Genomic DNA, 22204 nt, shown 5'->3' with positions numbered 1-22204 from the left:
TGATTCTTTGGACAGCCTCTTTCATTCCTATTATTTATACGCTTTAAATACTAACGCAGCGTTATGTCCGCCGAATCCTAATGAGTTACTTAATACAGCGCGGACTTCTTGATGTCTTGCTTTATTTGGTACATAATCTAAATCACATTCTGGATCTGGTGTTTCATAGTTGATTGTTGGAGGAATGACTCCATCTGTAATGGACTTAATAGAGAAAATTGCCTCAACAGCACCAGCTGCTCCTAATAAGTGACCTGTCATTGATTTCGTGGAACTAATTGCTACTTTATATGCATGTTCACCAAACGCTTCTTTAATCGCCATTGTTTCATATTTTTCATTGGCATCTGTACTTGTACCATGCGCATTAATGTAGTCAATATCTTCTGGTGTAAGACCTGCATCAGCTAAAGCTTGACGCATTGCGCGAACGCCGCCTTCACCACCAGGAGCAGGTAGTGTAATATGGAATGCATCTCCTGTTGCACCATAACCAGCAACTTCTGCATAAATGTGAGCACCGCGTGCTAATGCATGTTCTAATTCTTCCAGAATAAGAATACCTGCACCTTCTCCCATGACAAAACCGCTGCGATTTTTATCAAATGGACGGCATGCAGTCGCTGGATCTTCATGAAATGTTAATGCTTTCGCTGAACTAAATCCTGCAAATGCCATATGTGTAAGAGGCGCTTCTGCTCCCCCTGCAATCATCGCATCAGCATCCCCGCGCTGAATGACTTTAAAGGCATCTCCAATTGAGTTTGCTCCTGATGCACAAGCTGTTACGGAGCAAGTGTTAATTCCTTTTGCACCTGTCGCAATCGATACTTGACCAGCTGCCATATCAGGAATCATCATCGGTACGAAGAACGGACTTACGCGGCGTGCGCCTTTTTCCGTGAAAACTTTAAATTGCTCTTCGTATGTTTCCATACCACCAATTCCAGAACCAATCCATACACCAATACGTGGTGCATTTTCTTCTGTAATTTCTAACTTCGCATCAGCAACTGCCATTTTTGCTGCCGCTACTGCATATTGTGTAAACCGATCCATGCGACGCGCTTCTTTTTTCTCAATATATTTTTCGACTTCAAAGTCGTTAATTTCTGCTGCTACTTTTGCTGGAAATTGATCTGCATCTAATCGTGTTAGTCGTCCGATTCCAGATACACCATTTTTAATATTTTCCCAAGCTGTTTCAACATCTATTCCGACTGGCGTTACAGCTCCTAATCCAGTAATTACGACCCTCTTTTTTTCCATACAAAATACACTCCTTTTCTCTCTCAGTCCTTATTTACCCCAACGAAGAGCAACTGCCCCCCATGTTAATCCACCACCAAAGCCAACGAGTATAATAAGATCCCCATCTTGAATTCGTCCCTTTTCCAATTCTTCTACTAGAGCAATTGGAATAGAAGAAGCAGATGTGTTTCCAAACTTTTCAATCGTCTTACTCATTTTTTCTTGTGGTAAATCTAATCTCTCTCTTGCCGATTCCATAATGCGAATATTGGCTTGATGCGGAACTAAGAAGTCAACATCAGCTTTTGTAAGACCTGCTTTATCTAAAACATGGAGACAAGAATCACCAAGTTGGCGAACAGCGAATTTAAAGACCTCTCTGCCGTTCATCATAACATATTCGTCTTGATAAAGGTGCTTTCCACCTCTTCCATCCGCTCCTAATTCAAATGAAAGAATTCCTTTACCGTCTGAAACAGCTCCCATCACAACAGCTCCTGCTCCATCTCCGAATAAAACTGCTGTATTGCGATCGTCCCAGTCGACAATCTTAGATAATTTATCGCTTCCGACCACTAATATATGTTTATACGTACCTGTTTGAATAAATTGCTGAGCTGTAATCATTCCGTACATAAAGCCAGCGCATGCTGCACTTAAATCCATTGCAGCTGCATGTGTTGCACCAATTTGCTCCTGAACCATACATGCTACAGCAGGAAAAGAATGATCTGGCGTTACAGTTGCAACTAAAATTAAATCTATGTCCTCGCCAGTAATTCCCGCGTCTTCTATTGCTTTTTTAGAGGCTTCAACAGCCATATATGATGTATCTATTGTATCATCGGCAATTCGTCTCTCCGATATTCCCGTTCTTGTACGAATCCATTCATCGGATGTGTCCATGATCTTCTCTAAATCATGATTTGTGACCACTTTTTCTGGCACATATCTTCCGATCCCTAAAATGCCTACATTCACATTGCAGCCCTCCGTTTTATATCAAATATTATGACTTGGTACTAATTCTAAAACATAAATGTTTATTTGTCTAGAATATATTTCATCGGAACGTGAAACTTTACGCAAAGACATTCTCTTCATTCCTTCCTTATATTTTCCCCATAAAAAAAAGAAGCCAACAATTGTCGGCTTTCCTTACTCATAAACAAATTATTTTTCTGTCTTTCCTAGTTCATATGCTTCATTCATCACTTTCATTAACAATTCTAATACTGGCTGGGCTTTCTCCATATCAAGTGCAATTCCATGATCATCTAAAATTGCTTTTGCCTCTGGTAAGTGTTTCATTGCGATTTGTAAAAACTGCATATTTTTTTCGTTCATATCATTTCATCCTTTCTCATCTCGCTACCCTTATTTACGAATTGTAAATATATAGCGCCTCACTCTTCATATAACTGCTTATATTTTTTTACGTGCGCAAATTGTTTGTTTAAACCGAATTCTAACGGGGTATGTTTTTCCATACAAATGTTAGCAAATGTTTCTTCTCTTTCTTCCACACGCCCCTTCATTTTATCATTCGCATTTAAAAGATGCATTCCTTTTTCCCAAAGTTTTCTCTTCCCGCTCATTAAGTTATACACTCCTATATTCTCTATATCCGTTCCCTTTTCCAATAAATATTCACATACATCTTCTACATATAAAAGGTCACACTCATTTTCAATAGAAGTGAACTGACATTTCTGTTCATTTAATTCCGATAGCATCAGTTGATGATAGATCATAAATGTTGGTTGCCACGGCCCATACAATGTAGGGACGCGAAATATACTGTAGGAAAGATCCCCTTTTTTTACTTCTTCTTCAATCTTCATAAACATTTGCTTATTTTCCGACTCGTTACGGTTTCCGACTTCAATAGATGAAACGACATTTAACTTCACTTCATTTGCTTCACACATATGTGTTACACGTTTTAAATATTGTAAAATGACCCGTTCTTTTCGAAATCCCGCATTTTGGTTCGGTTCACATAAACAAAAATATGCCGCATCAAATGGATGGTTCTCTATTTCATTCCATTCCTGTTCATCTCTAATGTCGGAATAAGTAAATAAAGCATTCCGTCCAATTAACATTAATTTTTCTTCCTCTATTTTTGAGATATTCTCAAAATCTGCAAAGTCCATTCCGTACACTTCGATGTCTTCAGCGAGCATTTTATTTACAAGATGATATCCAACAAACGTAAGAGCACCTATAATGAGCACGCGATTCATGTCACCAATCCTTTCTTTCCCTTAAACAAATAGCTCCTTCTTTATGTATATTGGAGCTTCATAATTCTTCCTCGTATTTTTCGAAAAAACGACATACTTGATGAATCGTTTTATATTTCACATCTTGTAAGTGAAACGATAAAGATGTGTCACATTTCTGATCCAATCGCTGTTTCTCGTATTCCCGAAGCAGCCGTTTACGTTCCTTCTTTTCTTGTGTCGAGACAAACATTTTAACTGGCACGCAAGAAGGTAAATGTCGGAATGATTTTTTATCAATTTTCGTCGCTAACTCTACTTCCTTCACCTCATATGCCTGCAATAACTCTTTCACTAATCTTTTATAGAAAAATTTATGTTCTTTCTCAAATTCCACATATGCTGGTAAATCTAAACATGGACTTAACATAGCAACAGAACGTATGCATTCCGGATTACGATGCATCATCTCAAGCGCCACAAGCGCTCCCATTCCATCTGCCAATATATGAATTCTTTCATTTAAAGTCTCTTTCTTCATCACAACATGATATAAACGCTTTGCTAAACGAACGGCCTGATCATTTCCCCAATGTCTCCCGTATAGATTGGATGAAAAAACAGTATATCCTTTCTTTATAAGTCCATTTAGAAAATACGCTCTCCCTGTGTGTTGCATCCATAAACTTGTACCATTCTCAATAAAGTAGTTGTAATCGCCAAGAAGCATAACACAAAATCCATTTGGTTTTTCTGGTAAGTAAATCACACATGGTTCTTCTTCCAAGTAGAAAAAACGTTCCGTAATACTCATTTGTCTCCCGCCTTATTTTCTAAACATAAAAAACTTCTCTTTATAATGTATGAATGGAATACAAATTTGCTTTGAAAATTCTACAAATATTTTTCTATATTCTTTTTTCAATTGTGTTACAATAAAGGCAGATTGAACGAATAGGGGTGTGAAAAGATGCGTGTAATTTGGGCCTTTATTTGGTCGTTCCTGCTTGTACATATGATGAGTTATGTAATTAGCTCTATGACTGGCGGTATATACGATTTTAAACAAGCGTCTATTTTCTCAGTTGTTCTTGCAATTCTTGTCATGGCAATTGCAGCTGCAATTCCAAACGAACCAGCAGAACAACATTAAAAAATGTCCGGACAAATGTCCGGACATTTTTTATTTCACATGCACGGCAAATTCATTATTTTCTACATCTACCACTACATGGCTATTATCTGTTATTGTTCCTGCAATTAATTCTCTTGCAAGTTTTGTTTCAATTTGGCGCTGCACATATCTTTTTAACGGACGTGCGCCATACATAGGGTCAAACCCAGATTCTACAATAAATTCTTTTGCGGATTCTGTTAATGCAACTGTAATATGACGCTCCGCTAACCGTCCTTGTAATTCTTTTACAATCTTATCAACAATTCCTTTTATTTCACGAGTTGTGAGTGGTTTAAATAAAATAATTTCATCCACGCGGTTTAAAAACTCAGGACGGAAATGTCCTCTAAGGTCTCCCATTACAAGGTCTCTTGCTTCTTCTTTTATAGCGCCATTTTCTTGTAATCCTTCTAATAAATATGCTGACCCAATATTTGATGTCATAATGATTACTGTATTTTTAAAGTCGACTGTTCGTCCTTGTGAATCAGTAATGCGGCCATCATCTAACATTTGTAATAAAATGTTGAATACTTCTGGATGGGCTTTTTCAATTTCATCTAATAAAATAACGGAATATGGTTTGCGACGAACCGCTTCTGTTAATTGTCCACCTTCTTCATATCCTACATATCCTGGAGGCGCTCCAATTAAACGGGATACCGCATGTTTTTCCATATACTCAGACATATCAATTCGGATCATTTGTTCTTCGCTATCAAATAACGACTGCGCTAATGTTTTCGCCAGTTCTGTTTTTCCCACACCTGTTGGCCCTAAGAAAATGAAAGAACCAATCGGACGATGTGGGTCTTTAATTCCTGCTCTTGCACGGAGAACTGCATCTGCCACAAGACTTACTGCTTCTTCTTGACCAATAACGCGTTCTGATAAAATTTGCTCTAAACGAAGTAATTTTTCGCGCTCTCCTTCTACTAATTTCGCTACCGGAATCCCTGTCCAGCGCGAAACAATATTTGCGATTTCTTCTTCACTTACTTCTTCCCGAAGCAAACGGCTCTCATTTTCATTATGCATTCCGGCTTCTTCCGCTTCTTTTAATTCTTTTTCTACCTCTGGAATTTTACCGTGACGAAGTTCAGCCGCTTTATTTAAATCATAGTCTCCTTCTGCTTCTTCCAGTTCACGGCGCAAACGCTCTAATTTCTCGCGCAAATTGCGTACTTTATGAATTTCTTCTTTTTCTTTTTCCCATTGCGCGCGCATGCCGCTTGCCACTTCTTTTAAATCAGATAACTCGCGCTGCAATGTTTTCAATCTTTCTTGACTACCGCGGTCCGTTTCTTTCCCAAGCGCTGCTTCTTCAATTTCTAACTGCATAATGCGGCGCGTTACTTCATCTAATTCTGTTGGCATAGAATCAATTTCTGTACGAATGGTAGCACACGCCTCATCAACAAGGTCAATTGCTTTATCCGGTAAGAAACGATCCGAAATATAGCGATCAGATAATACGGAAGCCGCTACAATCGCGCGATCATGAATATTTACACCATGATAAATTTCAAAACGTTCTTTTAAGCCGCGTAAAATAGAAATCGTGTCTTCCACTGTTGGCTCTTCCGCTAATACTTGTTGAAAACGACGTTCTAGCGCCGGATCTTTTTCAATATATTTTCGGTACTCATCTAAAGTTGTCGCACCGATACAATGAAGCTCCCCACGTGCAAGCATCGGTTTCAACATATTCCCAGCATCCATTGCTCCTTCTGTTTTTCCAGCTCCTACAATTGTATGCAGTTCATCAATGAATAATAGAATACGTCCTTCACTCTTTTTAATTTCATTTAATACAGCTTGCAAACGCTCTTCAAACTCCCCGCGGAATTTTGCCCCAGCTACAAGTGCGCTCATATCTAACGCAAAGATGGTGCGATCTTTTAATCCTTCCGGTACATCTTTTTTTACAATTCGCTGCGCTAATCCTTCCACAATGGCTGTTTTCCCGACACCAGGTTCACCAATTAAGACAGGGTTATTTTTTGTTTTACGCGAAAGAATGCGAATGACACGGCGAATCTCACTATCGCGTCCAATTACAGGGTCAATTTTTCCTTGTTTCACTTCTGCGACCAAATCACGGCCATATTTCTTTAACGCTTCATATGTTACTTCTGGATTTTGACTTGTCACTCTTTGATTCCCCCGAACTGCCATTAAAGACTGTAGTAATGTATCTTTTGTAATACGGAAATGAGAAAATAGACGATTTACATCCCCTGTTTCTTCACAAAAAGCTAATAATACATGTTCTATTGAAATGTATTCATCTTGCAGTTTTTTCGCTTCTGCTTCTGCCTGAACGAGCAATTGTTGCAAAGCGCCTGTAATATACAGTTTGCCAGCTTCTACCCCACTTCCCGTTACAGATGGCTTTTTCTGAATGAGCGTTTCCACTTCTTTCGTTACTTGTTCTATATTTACATTCATTTTTTGAAAAATACGTACCGCTAATCCATCTTGCTGCTTTAGCAAGGCAAGCAATAGATGAACAGTATCTACTTCTTGATGATGATGAGATACCGCTAAAGATTGGGCACTCATAATCGCTTCTTGTGTTTTTGTCGTCATTTGATTGAAGTCCATCTTTACAGTCCCTCCTCTTTTTTGACCTTTTTTGATTTTTTGACTTTCTTTGACCTTTTGTAATTTATTATACTCTTATCTCCTTTTTTATACAATCAATTTGATTGCATATTTCAGAAGTTACATAAAAAACCGCAGCAATAAGCTGCGGGTCTTTTTACGGTTTTCTTTTATATGTCCACTGACGGTTATGGTTTGAATTTTCCGGAAATCTTTCACCAGCTGATAATTTTACCATTTGCGGATCTTTTACCATACTGCCAGTTTCACCAATCTCGACGTAGAGCCCATTGTTTGGAGCTTTTTGCCCAGCACGAAATCTATGACTTTGTCCCATCTTCATTCTCCTTCCATAACATCTTTACAACATTAGTATATCCATTTTCCAAAAAGCTTTTCTGTTATGTTTAGGAAACAAATCATATTTTTCGATCCTACACATATGTATTTCTTTAATGAAGCAGGAAAACAAAGCAAGTATGTTGAAAAAAAGAAACTGACCTATACGAGATCAGTTTCAAAGGAGAGTCAAACATATACGAGAAGATTACGTTTTCATTATAGTCTGTATAATCCAGTTCATGTAACCCTTTTCACAAATTGTACAAAATGAAAGAAACATTATTTGAACTTTCTAAAAACATATTGACTTTTCTTGTTTTAAGCGCTAAATAGTGGACATTCTAGCACTTCGCGACGTAAGATGAATATATAGTGAAACTTTCATCTATGGAGGTCTCCCTTTTTCCAACCTCTTATTTCTGCATAAAATAAATGGAAATACAGATCGAAATAAAAAATTTTATAAGAGGTGAAAACATGAAAAAACAGCATTTAATTGCATTAGATTTAGATGGTACTTTATTAACAGATGATAAAGTGATTTCAGCGCGAACAAAACAGACAATCGAAAAAGCGAAAGAACAAGGACATATCGTTGTCATTTCAACAGGTCGTCCATTTCGCGCCAGTCACACGTATTATCAAGAACTTAGTTTAAACACACCGATTGTAAATTTTAACGGTGCATATGTACATCACCCACTTGATGCAAATTGGGGAACACATCATTCACCTCTCGAACTTTCCACTGCACAAGAAATTGTACGAGCTTGCTTCGATTTTGGTGTAAAAAATATTTATGCTGAAGTGATGGATGATGTATATGTTCGCGAAATTGATGAGGATAAAAAGCATATTTTCGAATTTGGTTCTCCAAATATTTTCACAGGAGATTTATTAAATATTCTACAAGACCATCCAACATGCTTATTAATCGATACCCTTGATGAGCAAGCAAATAAAATTCGTCAGCACTTAACAGATATGCATGCTGAAGTCATTGATCACCGCAAATGGGGCGCTCCTTGGCCGATTATTGAAATCGTAAAAAGCGGTTTGAATAAAGCGATTGGATTGCAAAAGATTTCAAGCCATTATAACATTCCAAAAGAGCGCATTATCGCTTTTGGTGATGAAGATAACGACTTCGAAATGATTGAGTATGCAGGTCACGGCATCGCGATGGGAAATGCGATTCCTGAATTAAAGTCGCTTGCAAACTATACAACATTAACAAATGAGGAAGACGGCATTGCCCTTTATTTAGAAGAGGCTCTTGGGTTGTAATCTAAAAATTCCCTACTTATAGTTTCCCTTAAATCGCTCATACTATAAGTAGACGCAACTCGCGTCAATTGTTTTCAGCTAACAAAAGGGGGAATGACGAATGGGTAAAAAGAACAAATCAAAACGTTTTATCCAGCAAGGACGAGATGCTATTATGAAGCATGATGCAAGATTCCCGTACCGCGGTACATTAGCTGAGGCAGAGAAAGAACGAAACAACTCTTCTCTTGGAGGGGTTTAAATGGGGAACTTACTATTTCAACAAGCACGAGACGCTGTTTCGAAAGCCATTTCTTGTTCAAGTGGTACTGAGCAGCAAGAACTCGTATACCGAGCAAAAAACGCTTTGCAGTCCGCTTATACTCATTCAAGTACAGCTGAAAAAATACAGCTTCGTGAAATGCAAGAGCAATTGCAAAGTATTACAAATGTACATTAAAAAAGAGGACCGAAATGGTCCTCTTTAATCTTTTCTAAATAAGCCAAATACCCCAACTGTTTGCACAATATTTGTAAATGCCCCTGGATCGACCTGTTTAATAATTCTTTCTAACTCGTATAACTCATAACGTGTAATTACAATCATTAACATTTCTTTATTTTCATTTGTATATGCCCCTGTCGCCGGTACGGTCGTAATTCCTCGCACTAAACGTGCTTGAATTGCTTTTCGTACATCCGTACCATTTTTCGTCACGATAAAGGCTGTAATTTTCACATGGCGTGTATGAATCGCATCAATAATACGCGATGATACATATAAAGTGACTAACGTATAAAGTGCTTTTTCCCAGCCATATACATATCCAGCTGCCAAAATAATAATCGCATTAAAGAAAAAGAAGTATGTTCCGACAGGCTTATCTTTTACCTTCGATATAATCATGGCAATAATATCTAAGCCACCTGTAGACGCCCCCCACTTTAATGCAATTCCTACTCCAATCGCTGAAATGAGCCCACCAAAAATTGCATTTAAAATAATATCATGCGAAACAGCTCGCACTGGAATAATTTCTAAAAATAACGTCATAAAGACAACACATAAGAAACTAAATAAAGTAAATGCTTTTCCAACCTTTTTCCAAGCTAATATAACAACTGGAATATTAAATAGTGCGAAAAGCACACCTGTCGATACATGTATCGATGCAAAATCGTTTAATATTTGAGAAAGTAATTGAGACAGACCTGCAAAACCACTTGCATATACCTTTGCCGGTGTTAAAAATAAATTCATTCCAATGGCATTTAATAAACCTGCAATGATTACAATAATTAATTTTTTTATCAATTCTACATAATTGAGTTTCAAATCCATATGTCATTCACCTCAGTCATAGGTTCCTCACTATCAGTATACATAGTCTTTACGAAAACGGAAATGATAAACATATAACTGTTTAGAAATGGAGCTGATACATATGCCACATACAAGTGATAACGATAAAAAAGCACGTGATAATAATGCAAAACGTGCTCTAAAAAATGAACAAGAGCAAAAAAATATTCAGCAAGGAAAACGCGCATACTCAAAAAAAACTGATCACCTGTAATATTCTTCGTACATCAACTAAATGGTTGATGTACTTTTACGTTCTGCTAAAAAACATCTCAAATTCACTTCGTTTTCACTTCTCTATTTTACAATAACAATAACATTTTCTGATGAGGTGCTAATATGAAGAGAAAAACATTACTCATCGCAACTTTAGCGATCGGAACATTCACATTATCCGCTTGTGGTGCACAAGGCGGTTCAGATGCAATTGCGACATCGAAAGTTTCAACTATTACAAAAGGTGATTTTGAGAAGCAATTAAAAAATCGCTACGGAAAAGATGTACTATACGAAATGATGGCGCAAGATATCATGATTAAAAAATATAAAGTATCTAATGAAGCGGTCAATAAAGAATTCAAAAAGGCAAAAGAGCAGTTCGGTGATCAATTTAAAACAGTATTAGAAAGCAATCGGTTAAAAGATGAAGACGACTTTAAAAATCAAATTCGCTTTAAATTAGCAATGGAACAGGCAATTAAAGAGAGCATCACTGAAAAAGATGTAAAAGCGAATTATAAACCTGAAATTAAAACAAGCCACATTTTAGTAAACAATGAAGCAAAAGCAAATGAGATTAAGAAAAAACTTGATGAAGGCGCTTCTTTTGAAGAATTAGCAAAACAAGAATCGGAAGATCCCGGTTCCAAAGAGAAAGGCGGCGACCTTGGTTACTTCGGTCCAGGGAAAATGGCACCTGAATTTGAAGAAGCAGCTTATAAATTAAAGATTGGAGAAATTAGTAAACCGATCAAATCATCACATGGGTATCACATTATTAAATTAACTGACAAAAAAGAGTTAAAACCATACGATGAAGTAAAAGATTCCATCCGTAAAAATCTCGAAAAAGAACGAATAGCAGATCAAGCTACTAGTCAGAAAATATTATTAAACGAATTCAAAAAAGCTGATATTAACGTAAAAGATAGCGATTTAAAAGATACATTCTCTAGTTTAGTAGAGCAGCAACAATAAATATGGCAGATGGTTCATCTCGGCATATGAAATTATATCGGCGTAAGTCACACTTTTATCGGCGATTCGACAAGGAATATCGACCTGTCGACAAATCATGACAAGCTTTCCTAACAAAAACGAACAAGCACTTTGCTTGTTCGTTTTCTTATTTTTTAAAGTATGTCCAGCCCTCTTCTTGATACACTTTTCCTTCTTTCATTAATTTACCAAGTGCACGTTTAAACGCTGCTTTACTCATATTGAATCGTTCTTTAATATCTTCTGGATAACTCTTATCCCAAAATGGCATTGCGCCCCCGCGGTTTTCCATATATTCATAAATGACCGCCGCATCATCTTCCATTCCTTCTTCTTTACGAGGCAGAAGTGAAATATTAATTGTCCCATCCTCTTTCACGTCAATAATACGACCTGTTACACGCTGTCCAATCCGAACTTGCTCTTTTCGTTCTGTATGATGTAAAAAAGCACGGAAATGTTCATCTGTTAATACAAATGATCCAACTTGAAGTGAGCGATATACACGTCCATTTACATTTTTATTACGCATAGATGGAGTTGCTTCCACTACAATTTCTTGCATGTCTGCATCTCTTGCTGGTAACGCAATTAGGCGGCCACGATTCGTTAATTTTAGCGTGCAGTATAATTCGTCTCCTTCTTCAGGCCAAACTGGTGTATAAATAGGAAACTCATCCGCTGGTATTAAAATATCTTTCGAAACGCCAATATCAACGAATACTCCTAAGCGCTCTTTCACTTCAACAACTTTTACCCAATTCCAATCATTTGTTGTAATAAGTGGTGTTTTCATTGTTGCAGCAATACGCTCTTGGTGATCAAGATAGAAAAACACTTCAATTGTATCACCTTCTTCAATTTCCCCTACAACTTCATTTTTATGTAGGAACACTTCTTCTTCATCGTGTCCGACCATATATCCGATTTCCGTTTGACGTAAAACCGTTACCTGTTCGATCGATCCTGGTTTAAAATACATACTTTTTAATTCCCTTCTATATATAAAGTGATATTTTTATCATTCCAAACAAAAGTACATTATAACACGATTTTTCCTTTATTTGTCCAACTGCCCAAAATTAACTATAATAGGAGGTGGAATTTAATTTGGAGGTGCCCCCTATGGCAAAAGAAAGTTCTTTTGATATCGTTTCAAAAATAGAATTACCTGAAGTAACAAATGCTATTAACATCGCGTTAAAAGAAATTCAAAATCGATATGACTTTAAAGGAAGTAAAAGTGACATTAAATTAGAAAAAGAAGAACTTGTTTTAATTTCTGATGACGAATTTAAATTAGAACAAGTAAAAGACGTTCTTATTTCAAAACTTATTAAACGTAACGTACCCATTAAAAACTTAAACTACGGAAAAGTAGAAAGTGCTGCTGGCAACACAGTACGTCAACGTGCAACTTTACAACAAGGTATCGATAAAGATAATGCGAAAAAAATTAACAGCATTATTAAAGATTTAAAACTAAAAGTAAAAACACAAGTACAAGATGATCAAGTACGTGTCACTGGTAAAAGTCGCGATGACTTACAAGCAGTAATCGCAGCAATTCGCAGCGCTGATTTACCAATTGATGTACAATTCATTAACTATCGTTAAGTAAGAAAACATCCTCCGCGCGCGGAGGATGTTTTCTTATTCATACCTGTTTCCTGCGCTTTTTGACTGCGATCAAAAACGCGATAAATATAAGATTTACAAGCACAATCATAGATACAAATACCCAATTGATACTTGTTTGTTCACCAGCTTTATATATATTTGCTTCTTCCCGCTTCAATACAAGATAATACTTCCCACCTTCTTCTCTGATGATTTCATCTTCTAACAGCCCTCTTAATTGTTGTTTTTCTCCTACTATATTTGCCGGCAACGCAACTTTTTTTGTTACTTTCGTATTATTTAAAGCAATAATAGTAACTTCATCTTTATATGTTCTTTTTAGTACACTCATTCCCTCTTCATCATGTAATCGTTCAAATGTGCCGCGGCGTAACGATGGCAGTTCTTTCCTTAATTCTCCTAGTGTTGTTATATATCGCAAAAACTTTTCATCCGTTTTAAAATCCATTAACCGGCGATTATCCGGAACGCTTCCGCCATCTAGCGCAATTTCAGTACCATAATAGACAATTGGTAGCCCTGGAGATGTATATAAATAAGCAAGTGCTAACTTTAAACGAGCCGGCGGATAATAGCCATTTTCTTTTACAAGACGCACAAATCTTTTCGTATTTTGATGATCAATATATGTATTCATAACTTGATCCGCCTCTATTAAACTTGCATCATATAATGGCTGAATGGAGCGATCCGTTTTTGAAAATGCATTCGTTATTGCTTTATAGTAATCGTTCTGTACACTTTCCTTTTCATCTGTTAAAACAACAAAATCTTTTTTTATATCTTTTAGTTGTTTCTTCATGTCATGTAGCGAATCATTGGACAACTTTTCACTATGTATAAAATAACTTCCATCTATATTTACTTCTTGTATCCACCACTTGACTACATCTACCATTTGTCGCGAATTTTCTTCTCTAGCAATAAATTGAAAGATCACTTTCATATCCTTTTTATGAGCTTCCTTAACAAGTTGCCTTACATCTTGCAATGAACCAAAATGTTCATTTACCTGTTGCTGATTCCCCCCACCTGTTCCATCATATTTTTTACTTTCAAAAAGAGGTGAAAGCATAATCGCAGTAAACCCCATATCTTTTATGTAATCAAGCCTCTTTCTAATTCCCGATATGTCCCCGCCTTGATACTCCTCTAAATTCTCCGTATTCAGATCGATATCGTTTTTTGCATCTCCATTATTAAAGCGGTCAATCATAATAGAATATACTACTTCATCTTTCCATCCTCTTTTTTCTTTCGCCGAACTTTGTTGTATAGGCATGATGAGACAGATCGTTATACAGATAAAAGTGCATGTACCTCTCCATATTCTTTTCACACGAATCCCCCAACCTTATCTTAATTGTAAGAATAGTATATCAATTTTCTTACAAAAACGCATATCACATATTGCACAATTCCTCTTACACGAGACATTTTTTCTTTTTACCTATATAAAGATATTGTGGTTTTAACAAGTTGCGGATTTTTTGATCACAATGGACAAGCACACTTACTTTTTCTCTTTTATTTCATAAAGTGATAGTAACAAATGAAAAGGAGGGATAGAAATATGGGATACTATTATAAGAAACGCGACGACAAATGTGATCATCATTACGACTTGGAATGTAAATGTTATAAAAAATACTACGATAAATACGAAGATCATTATGAGGACAAATGCGAAGATAGATACTACGACAAACATGATAAATACTATGACAAATATGATAAATACTATGACAAATATGAAGATAAGCACGATCATCTCTACTATGATAAGCACCATGACTACTATTACTACAAATGTCATTGTCATAAGAAACGCAAGAAGTAACAAAAAGACGACTGGGGCCCTTATCCCTCAGTCGTCTTTTTTCTAAGTTTAACCACTACTTTATATTGGAGAATAAAAGAGAATGTAAACTACTTATTTTGTAAGATTTCCTACATAAGCTGAGATATCAACATTTAAAGCTTTTGCCAAACGCATTCCATATTCACGATCGGCACGGAAGAAGTTACAAATCGCAAGTAATTTTGTTTGTTCATGCACATCTTTTAAATCATTTGTTAAGTTTGCGATTAAGTTATCTTGTTCTTCTTTTGTAAATGAACGATAACGTTCACCAGCTTGCTCGAAATCATTTGGTTTTTCAATTTTTTCACGAGATACATAACCTTCAAGTTTCATAGTTGAGTCCCGGTAATGTGGATCTTCAACTGGATTTTCTGCATGGCGACTTGGTTCATAGTTAATCGTTGATGGATTTTGATTCACTTGCATTGCACCATCACGCTGTTGGTTACGAACTGCTGCATATGGACAATTGACTGGAATTTGTAAGTAGTTCGCACCAAGGCGATAACGTTGTGTATCTGGATAAGAGAATAATCGTCCTTGTAACATTTTATCTTCAGAAGGTTCAATACCAGGCACAGTTGCACTTGGAGAGAACGCCGCTTGCTCTACTTCAGCAAAGAAGTTTTGTGGATTGCGATTTAATGTCATTGTTCCTACTTCGATTAGAGGGAAACGATCTTCCGGCCATACTTTTGTTGTATCTAATGGATCAAAGCTTAAAGAATCCATCTCATCTATTTGCATCACTTGTACGTAAAGATCCCATTTTGGATAATTTCCGCTTTCAATCGCATGAAATAAATCACGAGTTGCATGGTTGAAATCTTTTCCTTGTACTTCTACAGCTTCCTTCGCATTTAAGTTACGCACACCTTGCTGTGGTTTCCAATGATATTTAATATATACAATTTTACCCTCTGCGTTAATCCATTTAAATGCATGCACCCCGAAACCTTCCATGTGACGATAGTTTGCAGGTGTTCCGTAATCAGAGAATACCCATGTCATCATATGAGTGGACTCTGGAGATAATGTCATAAAGTCCCAATAGCGATCTGGTGACTGAATATTTGTATCAGGTGCTGGTTTTAAAGCATGAATCATATCAGGGAATTTAATCGCATCACGAATGAAGAAAACAGGTATATGGTTCCCTACGAGATCATAGTTTCCTTCTTCTGTGTAAAATTTAACAGCGAAACCGCGTGGATCACGTGCTGTTTCTGGAGAACCTTGGCCGTGAATAACTGTTGAGAAACGAACGAATACAGGCGTTTCTGTTCCTTCTTTTTGTAAAAATGCTGCTTTTGTATATTCTTTCATACTATGCTTCGTTACGAATACACCGTGAGCACCTGCACCACGCGCATGAACAACACGCTCTGGAATACGTTCACGATCAAAATGAGCAAGTTTTTCTATTAAATGATAGTCCTCTAATACGACCGGACCACGACGACCTGCTGTACGAGAATTTTGGTTATCTCCAACTGGAGCACCTTGGTTTGTTGTTAAGCGATTATTTGAATTCATCAAGAGAGCCTCCTCTTTCTTCTTAAGAACAATTATTTATTTAAAATGATTATAATTTAATTATTATTCAAAATTAATTCTTTGTCAATCATTTTGTTTACCTTTTTGGAAACAATTTCAGTTAAGCAATCAATAAATACATCTTGCGTGTTTGGCATAGCTGGTCTAAAGTATGCAACACGTAATTCATCCGTCACAACTTTACATTCATAATCATTGTCATATAGAACCTCTAAATGCTCTGCCACAAACCCTACTGGACAATATATAAAAGATTCATAACCATGCTGTTTATACAAATCTCTCGTTAAATCTTGCACATCTGGTCCAATCCACGGCTCCCCTGTATTCCCCGCACTTTGCCAGCCAATTGTATAATGCGGAATACCAACTTCTGCTGCAATTAAATCGGCAGTATGTTGGAGCTGTTCTACGTAAGGGTCACCAGCAGCAATAATTTTTTCTGGTAAACTATGCGCTGAAAAAATGACAACCGCTTTTTCTTTATGTTCAATTTTCGTAAATGTTTCTTTTATTTGCTTTGCCCAATATGCAATAAACTTCGGCTCGTCATACCACTGTTCAATCGGCTCAATGACAGGACCGTCTATTTCTCTTGAAGCGCGAATTGCACGGTCATTATATGCTTGAATGCTAAATGTTGAATAATGGGGTGCTAATACGATACTAATTGCCTTTTCGATCCCCTCACGCTTCATATCTGCTACTGCATCTTCAATAAAAGGAGCAACGTGCTTCAATCCTAAGTAACAAACAAATTCATAATCTGTAAATTTTTCATTCAATGAAGCAGTTAACTGCCGAGCTTGTTCGTTTGTAATTTTTGCAAGCGGTGAAATACCACCAATTGCTTTATAGCGCATCATTAAATCTTCAAGCGCTTCCGCAGATGGTTTACGCCCGTGCCGAATATGCGTATAATACGCTTCTACATCCTCCAATGATTCCGGTGTTCCATATGCCATTACAAGTAAACCTATTTTCTTTTTCATCATCTGTTTACACCCCAATTTCATAAATGAGAATCTTTTTCAAGAACATCTGTTTCTAAGTGTATCAATCAATAATAAATATGTCAAAATAATAATTCTAAATAAATATTTTTTATAATATAATTATGAATTTTATTTGACATTTTCTCCTACATGAACGGCCCAATTGTTGAAAATAAAAACGGCTCACGACACGCGTGAGCCATTTTTTGCTATTCTTTAATATTTACTCCGTATTCTGTAAACCAAACATGAATTTGCGCTAAATGTGCCAAAAGTTGTGGCCCGGTCATTAATTGACCAAACCACGGCGTTTGAAACGCGCTTCCCCCTGACTCAATTAATCCTTGTAGTTGATTTCTATCAAATAGTTCATGTAAAATCGATCCTTTATCTTCTAATAGCTCTTGTAACCACCCTGTTACCACTTTCGTATAATGGGGATTATGCGTCTTTGGATATGGGCTTTTCTTTCTATATAAAATATCATGGGGCAATATACCTTCTAACGCTTTTCGCAGTAGACCTTTTTCGCGGTTTTTATACATTTTCATTTCCCAAGGAATATTCCATGCATATTCGACAAGGCGATGATCTGCAAATGGCACGCGCACTTCTAAGCTCGCTCCCATACTCATGCGATCTTTCCTGTCTAATAATGTTGTCATAAACCAAATCATATTGAAATAAAATAATTGTCGTCGTTTCGCTTCCACTGTGCTTTCCCCGTCTAAAACGGGTACTTCTTGTACTGACTCCTCATAACGCTGCTGCACATACTCTTGCAACTTTAATTTTCGGCGCCATTCCTCCTTTAAAAGTTGTTCCCGCGCCTTTGTTGATCTCATCCACGGAAATGCGCTAGATTGTACATCATCTTCCCTATAAAACCATGGATAACCACCAAATATCTCATCTGCACACTCCCCTGATAACCCCACGACAAACTTTTGTTTTATTTCTCGGCAAAACCATAATAAAGAGGAATCAATATCTGCCATACCTGGTAAATCACGAACAAGGACAGCCTCTGTTAAATATTCTGCTAACCTTTCATTGGAAATGACGCAGCGATGATGGATCGTGCGGAACGTTTCCGTCATGAGGTCAATGAATGGTGCATCTGAATTTGGTTGAAAGATGTTTGCTTTAAAATATTTTTCGTTATCTTCATAATCGATAGAATATGTGTGTAACGGTCCTTTTCCAGATCGCTCATATTCTTTTGCCGCAATTGCCGTTATTGCACTTGAGTCGACTCCGCCCGACAAAAATGTGCATAGCGGTACATCTGAAACCAATTGTCTCGTAATCGCATCTTGTAATAAAAACTTTGTTTTCTCGACCGTTTCTTCAAATGAATCTTCATGTCTCTTACTCTCTACATTCCAATATCTCCATACACATAAACCATCTTTTGAAAATGTAAGTGCGTGCCCTGGCCGCAATTCTTGAATACTAGCGTATATACCATGCCCAGGCGTTCTGGACGGGCCAAGCCCAAATATTTCCGCCAACCCTTCTGTCGTTACCTCCGTCTTGACATTAGGATGCGCTAATATAACTTTCAGTTCTGAACCGAACAGTAATCTTCCGCTATCATATTTATAAAATAACGGCTTTACCCCTAAACGATCTCTCGCAATAAAAATATGCTCTTTTTTCTCATCCCATACTGCAAAAGCATATATACCGTTTAAATGATTGACGCACTCTTCTTTCCACTCTATATAAGAGGCTAACAGCACCTCGGTATCGGAATGTCCTGTAAATGTGTAACCTCTTCGTAATAATTCTTTTCGAATATCTTCTGTATTATATAGCTCGCCATTGTAACAAATTGTATAGTTTTCTTCTTCCTTTCGACAAGTCATCGGCTGTTTTCCGCCTTCTGGATCTACTACAATTAATCGTTTATGCCCAAAAGCAATATGTTTGTTTATCCAAATATTCGTATCATCTGGCCCGCGTTTTGCAAGCGTTTCTGTCATTTTCATAACGGTCTCTCTTTCTCCTTCTAACGACCGCTTATAGTCAATCCATCCCGTAATCCCGCACATACAAATCATCCTTCCTATCCTATATCCGTATAACTTTACTCCGTTCAAAAGCCGAATAGAACCAAAAAGCCTGATTGGTTCTCATGATGAAGCATTTCTTACTTAAAGCGTGTGTTTATTCTATGCCCAATACAATTTAGGTGTTCCATACTTATAAAGCGTTCTTGAACTGTCCATAACAGAAATAACAAGTTTTATAAAAGGAGATATAACAAATGAAACGACGTAAACATATTTTGTATAATCAACCGCGCGCTCATACAATTGGGAACGTGGAATATATAAATGATGAATGGATTTTTTTTGATGATGAGAATGAGGAAGCTTTTTTATTAGAAGATATCATTGAAGATGGATTTGAAGTTTTATATAACAACAATTGGTTGCCAGCTCGCTTTTACGAAAAAAATATATTGCAAATTGCCGATGAACATCACCCTTTGCAAAATGGTGAAATGATACGAATTCGAAAAAAATTGCTTTTCAGTTACAACGAATGGATAGAGGAACTATCTGACAATGCATTCTCTCTATTAACCGATACTTTGCAAACACTTCATTATTCTTTATACGATTGTATGTATTGTCATAACTTCTTATCCTTGCAGCCGAAAGAACAACCGTGTGAAGGCGTCAATATTCTTTTATTTGATAACGAAGACATGATATGTGCTCTTCATCATCATTATGTCCGCTATTCCTCATGTGCGAAAGATCTGTTTCAATTTACAAAGGCAAATGGAGACGTATTGCATATAGATGCACAATAAACGAGATATAATAAAAAACCATCTTATACTTCCATACGGAAAAATAAGATGGTTTTGTTTTACGCAAATGGCGCAAATCCCATTGGCAATCGTAATCCAATGTATAGTACAACAACAAACGCAATAATAAATTGAACCCAAAATGCTCCTGCTTGTTTTTGTTTACTTGTTTTCACAAGAATCATTTCCATTGCAGCAATAACCCAAATGCCTACTAGCATTTTGATGCCATACCACATATGCATGTTTCCTGTAGCTGTTTTCATAATGCTTTGATATAACAGAAAGCCCGTTACAATAATAATAATATACATAAGACGCAATCCCATATGTACACCTTTTCCTTTTCTTCCTGCCGTATACATAGAATACGCCACAAAGAATAAAAGAAGCCCTAATACCCATGCTGTAATATGCAAATGTGTTGTCACAATCCCCAACCTCCTCTTTTTCACACTTATTCACCCTATATGATAACATGTCTATTTCTTTTTTAGGAAATGTTTCGCTTTTTTACATTTAAATGATATAATATTTAGAGTATTTACAAACTTCTTGTAATAACAAAAGGGGGAACAATCATGATTCAAACAAAGGATATTATTGAACTTACAGACACATACGGAGCTAACAACTACCACCCACTTCCAATCGTAATCGCAAAAGCAGAAGGTGTCTGGGTAGAAGATCCTGAAGGAAATCGCTATATGGACCTACTTAGTGCATATTCTGCGGTAAACCAAGGACATCGTCACCCAAAGATTATCAACGCTTTAATTGAACAAGCAAATCGCGTTACGCTTACTTCACGTGCTTTCCATAGCGACCAATTAGGCCCTTGGTATGAAAAAGTAGCGCAACTCACTCATAAAGATATGATTCTTCCAATGAATACAGGCGCGGAAGCTGTTGAAACCGCAATCAAAACAGCACGCCGCTGGGCATATGATGTGAAAAAAGTAGAAGAAAATAGAGCTGAAATTATCGTTTGTGAAGATAACTTCCATGGACGTACAATGGGTGCCGTTTCTATGTCGTCTAACGATGAATATAAACGCGGATTTGGCCCAATGCTTCCTGGTATTATCGTAATCCCTTACGGCGATTTAGAAGCATTAAAAGCGGCTATTACACCAAATACAGCAGCATTTATTTTAGAACCAATTCAAGGTGAAGCTGGCATCAACATTCCACCAGCTGGATTCTTAAAAGAAGCATATGATGTATGTAAGAAAGAGAATGTCCTATTTGTTGCAGATGAAATTCAAACAGGACTAGGCCGTACTGGTAAGCTATTTGCATGCGATTGGGACGAGGTCATTCCTGATATGTATATCCTTGGTAAAGCACTAGGCGGCGGCGTATTCCCAATTTCTTGCGTTGCAGCAAATCGCGATATTCTAGGCGTATTTGAACCAGGTTCTCACGGTTCTACATTCGGTGGTAACCCACTTGCATGTGCCGTTTCGATCGCTGCTCTCGATGTATTACAAGATGAAAGATTAACAGAGCGCTCTCTTCAACTAGGAGAAAAATTAATCGACCAATTAAAAGAAATTAAGAATCCTATGATTAAAGAAGTTCGTGGTAAAGGATTATTTATCGGAATCGAATTAAATGAGCCTGCTCGTCCATATTGCGAGAAATTAAAAAAAGAAGGCTTACTATGTAAAGAAACTCATGAGAATGTCATTCGCATCGCGCCACCTCTTGTTATTTCTGAAGACGATTTAGAGTGGGCTTTCCAAAAAATTAAGGCTGTATTATCTTAATATAAAAGAGGCTATCCTCTTTTTTCGGACAGCCTCTCTTACGATTTGAAATGAAATTTGAACTAAAAGATCGAAAGAAAGACTACCTCTTTCCAA

23 protein-coding genes are annotated in these 22204 nt (G+C 37.0%); 9 read left to right on the top strand and 14 right to left on the bottom strand.

Going from position 1 to position 22204, the window contains the following annotated elements; translation table 11 throughout:
• Positions 1-30: 30 nt before the first annotated feature.
• From fabF to MR058_RS01690, 5 genes are all read right to left on the bottom strand, one after another.
• Complete coding sequence (fabF, locus tag MR058_RS01710; protein ID WP_242142263.1) at positions 31-1269, bottom strand: beta-ketoacyl-ACP synthase II; 1239 nt, start codon at positions 1267-1269, stop codon at positions 31-33.
• Positions 1270-1299: 30 nt separating this feature from the next.
• Positions 1300-2232 (bottom strand): beta-ketoacyl-ACP synthase III, encoded by a 933-nt coding sequence (locus MR058_RS01705; RefSeq protein WP_242142262.1) that lies wholly within the window; start codon positions 2230-2232, stop codon positions 1300-1302.
• Positions 2233-2424: 192 nt separating this feature from the next.
• Positions 2425-2598 carry a ComZ family protein gene (locus MR058_RS01700; RefSeq protein ID WP_242142260.1) on the bottom strand — a complete coding sequence of 58 codons (174 nt, stop codon included), beginning with the start codon at positions 2596-2598 and terminating at the stop codon, positions 2425-2427.
• 59 nt (positions 2599-2657) lie between these two features.
• The gene (locus MR058_RS01695; protein ID WP_242142257.1) at positions 2658-3500 is read right to left on the bottom strand and encodes an NAD-dependent epimerase/dehydratase family protein; all 843 of its coding nucleotides are present in this window, start codon (positions 3498-3500) and stop codon (positions 2658-2660) included.
• Positions 3501-3558: 58 nt separating this feature from the next.
• Complete coding sequence (locus tag MR058_RS01690) at positions 3559-4293, bottom strand: alpha/beta fold hydrolase (RefSeq protein WP_242142255.1); 735 nt, start codon at positions 4291-4293, stop codon at positions 3559-3561.
• Positions 4294-4449: 156 nt separating this feature from the next.
• Here MR058_RS01690 and MR058_RS01685 point away from each other — a divergent pair, with 156 nt between their 5' ends.
• Positions 4450-4632, top strand: coding sequence for a YjzD family protein (locus tag MR058_RS01685; RefSeq protein ID WP_011983975.1), 183 nt, complete (start codon positions 4450-4452; stop codon positions 4630-4632).
• Between the two features lie 30 nt (positions 4633-4662).
• Here MR058_RS01685 and clpB read toward each other — a convergent pair whose 3' ends face one another.
• On the bottom strand, positions 4663-7263 hold the full coding sequence (gene clpB / locus MR058_RS01680; protein ID WP_242142254.1) for an ATP-dependent chaperone ClpB: 2601 nt from the start codon (positions 7261-7263) through the stop codon (positions 4663-4665).
• Between the two features lie 157 nt (positions 7264-7420).
• The gene (locus MR058_RS01675; protein WP_242142252.1) at positions 7421-7600 is read right to left on the bottom strand and encodes a YjzC family protein; all 180 of its coding nucleotides are present in this window, start codon (positions 7598-7600) and stop codon (positions 7421-7423) included.
• A gap of 482 nt (positions 7601-8082) precedes the next feature.
• Here MR058_RS01675 and MR058_RS01670 point away from each other — a divergent pair, with 482 nt between their 5' ends.
• From MR058_RS01670 to MR058_RS01660, 3 genes are all read left to right on the top strand, one after another.
• On the top strand, positions 8083-8892 hold the full coding sequence (locus MR058_RS01670; RefSeq protein WP_242142250.1) for a Cof-type HAD-IIB family hydrolase: 810 nt from the start codon (positions 8083-8085) through the stop codon (positions 8890-8892).
• A gap of 100 nt (positions 8893-8992) precedes the next feature.
• Complete coding sequence (locus tag MR058_RS01665) at positions 8993-9133, top strand: competence protein (RefSeq protein WP_242142247.1); 141 nt, start codon at positions 8993-8995, stop codon at positions 9131-9133.
• Positions 9134-9331 (top strand): DUF3813 domain-containing protein, encoded by a 198-nt coding sequence (locus MR058_RS01660; RefSeq protein WP_242142245.1) that lies wholly within the window; start codon positions 9134-9136, stop codon positions 9329-9331.
• A 24-nt stretch (positions 9332-9355) separates the two neighbouring features.
• Here MR058_RS01660 and MR058_RS01655 read toward each other — a convergent pair whose 3' ends face one another.
• Complete coding sequence (locus MR058_RS01655; RefSeq protein ID WP_242142243.1) at positions 9356-10213, bottom strand: YitT family protein; 858 nt, start codon at positions 10211-10213, stop codon at positions 9356-9358.
• Between the two features lie 103 nt (positions 10214-10316).
• Here MR058_RS01655 and MR058_RS01650 point away from each other — a divergent pair, with 103 nt between their 5' ends.
• Positions 10317-10448: a DUF3941 domain-containing protein gene (locus tag MR058_RS01650; protein WP_011983968.1), complete on the top strand. Its 132-nt coding sequence runs from the start codon at positions 10317-10319 to the stop codon at positions 10446-10448.
• Positions 10449-10573: 125 nt separating this feature from the next.
• Complete coding sequence (gene prsA, locus MR058_RS01645) at positions 10574-11431, top strand: peptidylprolyl isomerase PrsA (RefSeq protein WP_242142242.1); 858 nt, start codon at positions 10574-10576, stop codon at positions 11429-11431.
• A gap of 148 nt (positions 11432-11579) precedes the next feature.
• Here the strand turns inward: prsA and MR058_RS01640 are convergent, their stop codons facing one another.
• Positions 11580-12434, bottom strand: a complete 855-nt coding sequence (locus tag MR058_RS01640) for a CvfB family protein (protein WP_242142240.1) — start codon at positions 12432-12434, stop codon at positions 11580-11582.
• A 143-nt stretch (positions 12435-12577) separates the two neighbouring features.
• Here MR058_RS01640 and MR058_RS01635 point away from each other — a divergent pair, with 143 nt between their 5' ends.
• Entirely contained in the window at positions 12578-13069 is a 492-nt protein-coding gene (locus MR058_RS01635; protein ID WP_242142238.1) for a YajQ family cyclic di-GMP-binding protein, read from the top strand.
• A gap of 40 nt (positions 13070-13109) precedes the next feature.
• Here MR058_RS01635 and MR058_RS01630 read toward each other — a convergent pair whose 3' ends face one another.
• The 4 genes from MR058_RS01630 to asnB all read right to left on the bottom strand — a co-directional run bounded on the left by MR058_RS01630 (position 13110) and on the right by asnB (position 19566).
• Positions 13110-14375 carry an alpha-amylase family glycosyl hydrolase gene (locus MR058_RS01630; RefSeq protein ID WP_242142236.1) on the bottom strand — a complete coding sequence of 422 codons (1266 nt, stop codon included), beginning with the start codon at positions 14373-14375 and terminating at the stop codon, positions 13110-13112.
• A 651-nt stretch (positions 14376-15026) separates the two neighbouring features.
• Positions 15027-16493, bottom strand: coding sequence for a catalase (locus MR058_RS01625; RefSeq protein WP_242142234.1), 1467 nt, complete (start codon positions 16491-16493; stop codon positions 15027-15029).
• A 56-nt stretch (positions 16494-16549) separates the two neighbouring features.
• Positions 16550-17509 (bottom strand): ferrochelatase, encoded by a 960-nt coding sequence (gene hemH, locus MR058_RS01620; protein WP_242142232.1) that lies wholly within the window; start codon positions 17507-17509, stop codon positions 16550-16552.
• A 209-nt stretch (positions 17510-17718) separates the two neighbouring features.
• A complete protein-coding gene (gene asnB / locus MR058_RS01615; RefSeq protein WP_242142230.1) occupies positions 17719-19566 on the bottom strand; it encodes an asparagine synthase (glutamine-hydrolyzing) in 1848 nt (615 codons plus the stop codon).
• Positions 19567-19781: 215 nt separating this feature from the next.
• Here asnB and MR058_RS01610 point away from each other — a divergent pair, with 215 nt between their 5' ends.
• On the top strand, positions 19782-20336 hold the full coding sequence (locus tag MR058_RS01610) for a DUF2777 domain-containing protein (RefSeq protein WP_242142228.1): 555 nt from the start codon (positions 19782-19784) through the stop codon (positions 20334-20336).
• Positions 20337-20395: 59 nt separating this feature from the next.
• Here the strand turns inward: MR058_RS01610 and MR058_RS01605 are convergent, their stop codons facing one another.
• The gene (locus tag MR058_RS01605) at positions 20396-20701 is read right to left on the bottom strand and encodes a YisL family protein (protein ID WP_242142815.1); all 306 of its coding nucleotides are present in this window, start codon (positions 20699-20701) and stop codon (positions 20396-20398) included.
• Between the two features lie 216 nt (positions 20702-20917).
• Here MR058_RS01605 and MR058_RS01600 point away from each other — a divergent pair, with 216 nt between their 5' ends.
• Positions 20918-22108, top strand: a complete 1191-nt coding sequence (locus MR058_RS01600; RefSeq protein ID WP_242142226.1) for an ornithine--oxo-acid transaminase — start codon at positions 20918-20920, stop codon at positions 22106-22108.
• The last annotated feature ends 96 nt before the right edge of the window (positions 22109-22204 follow it).

Source organism: Bacillus cereus group sp. BfR-BA-01430 (assembly GCF_022663115.1).
In the GTDB taxonomy this organism is placed as follows: domain Bacteria; phylum Bacillota; class Bacilli; order Bacillales; family Bacillaceae_G; genus Bacillus_A; species Bacillus_A cereus_BD.
This window is presented reverse-complemented; position numbering and strand designations above follow the sequence as displayed.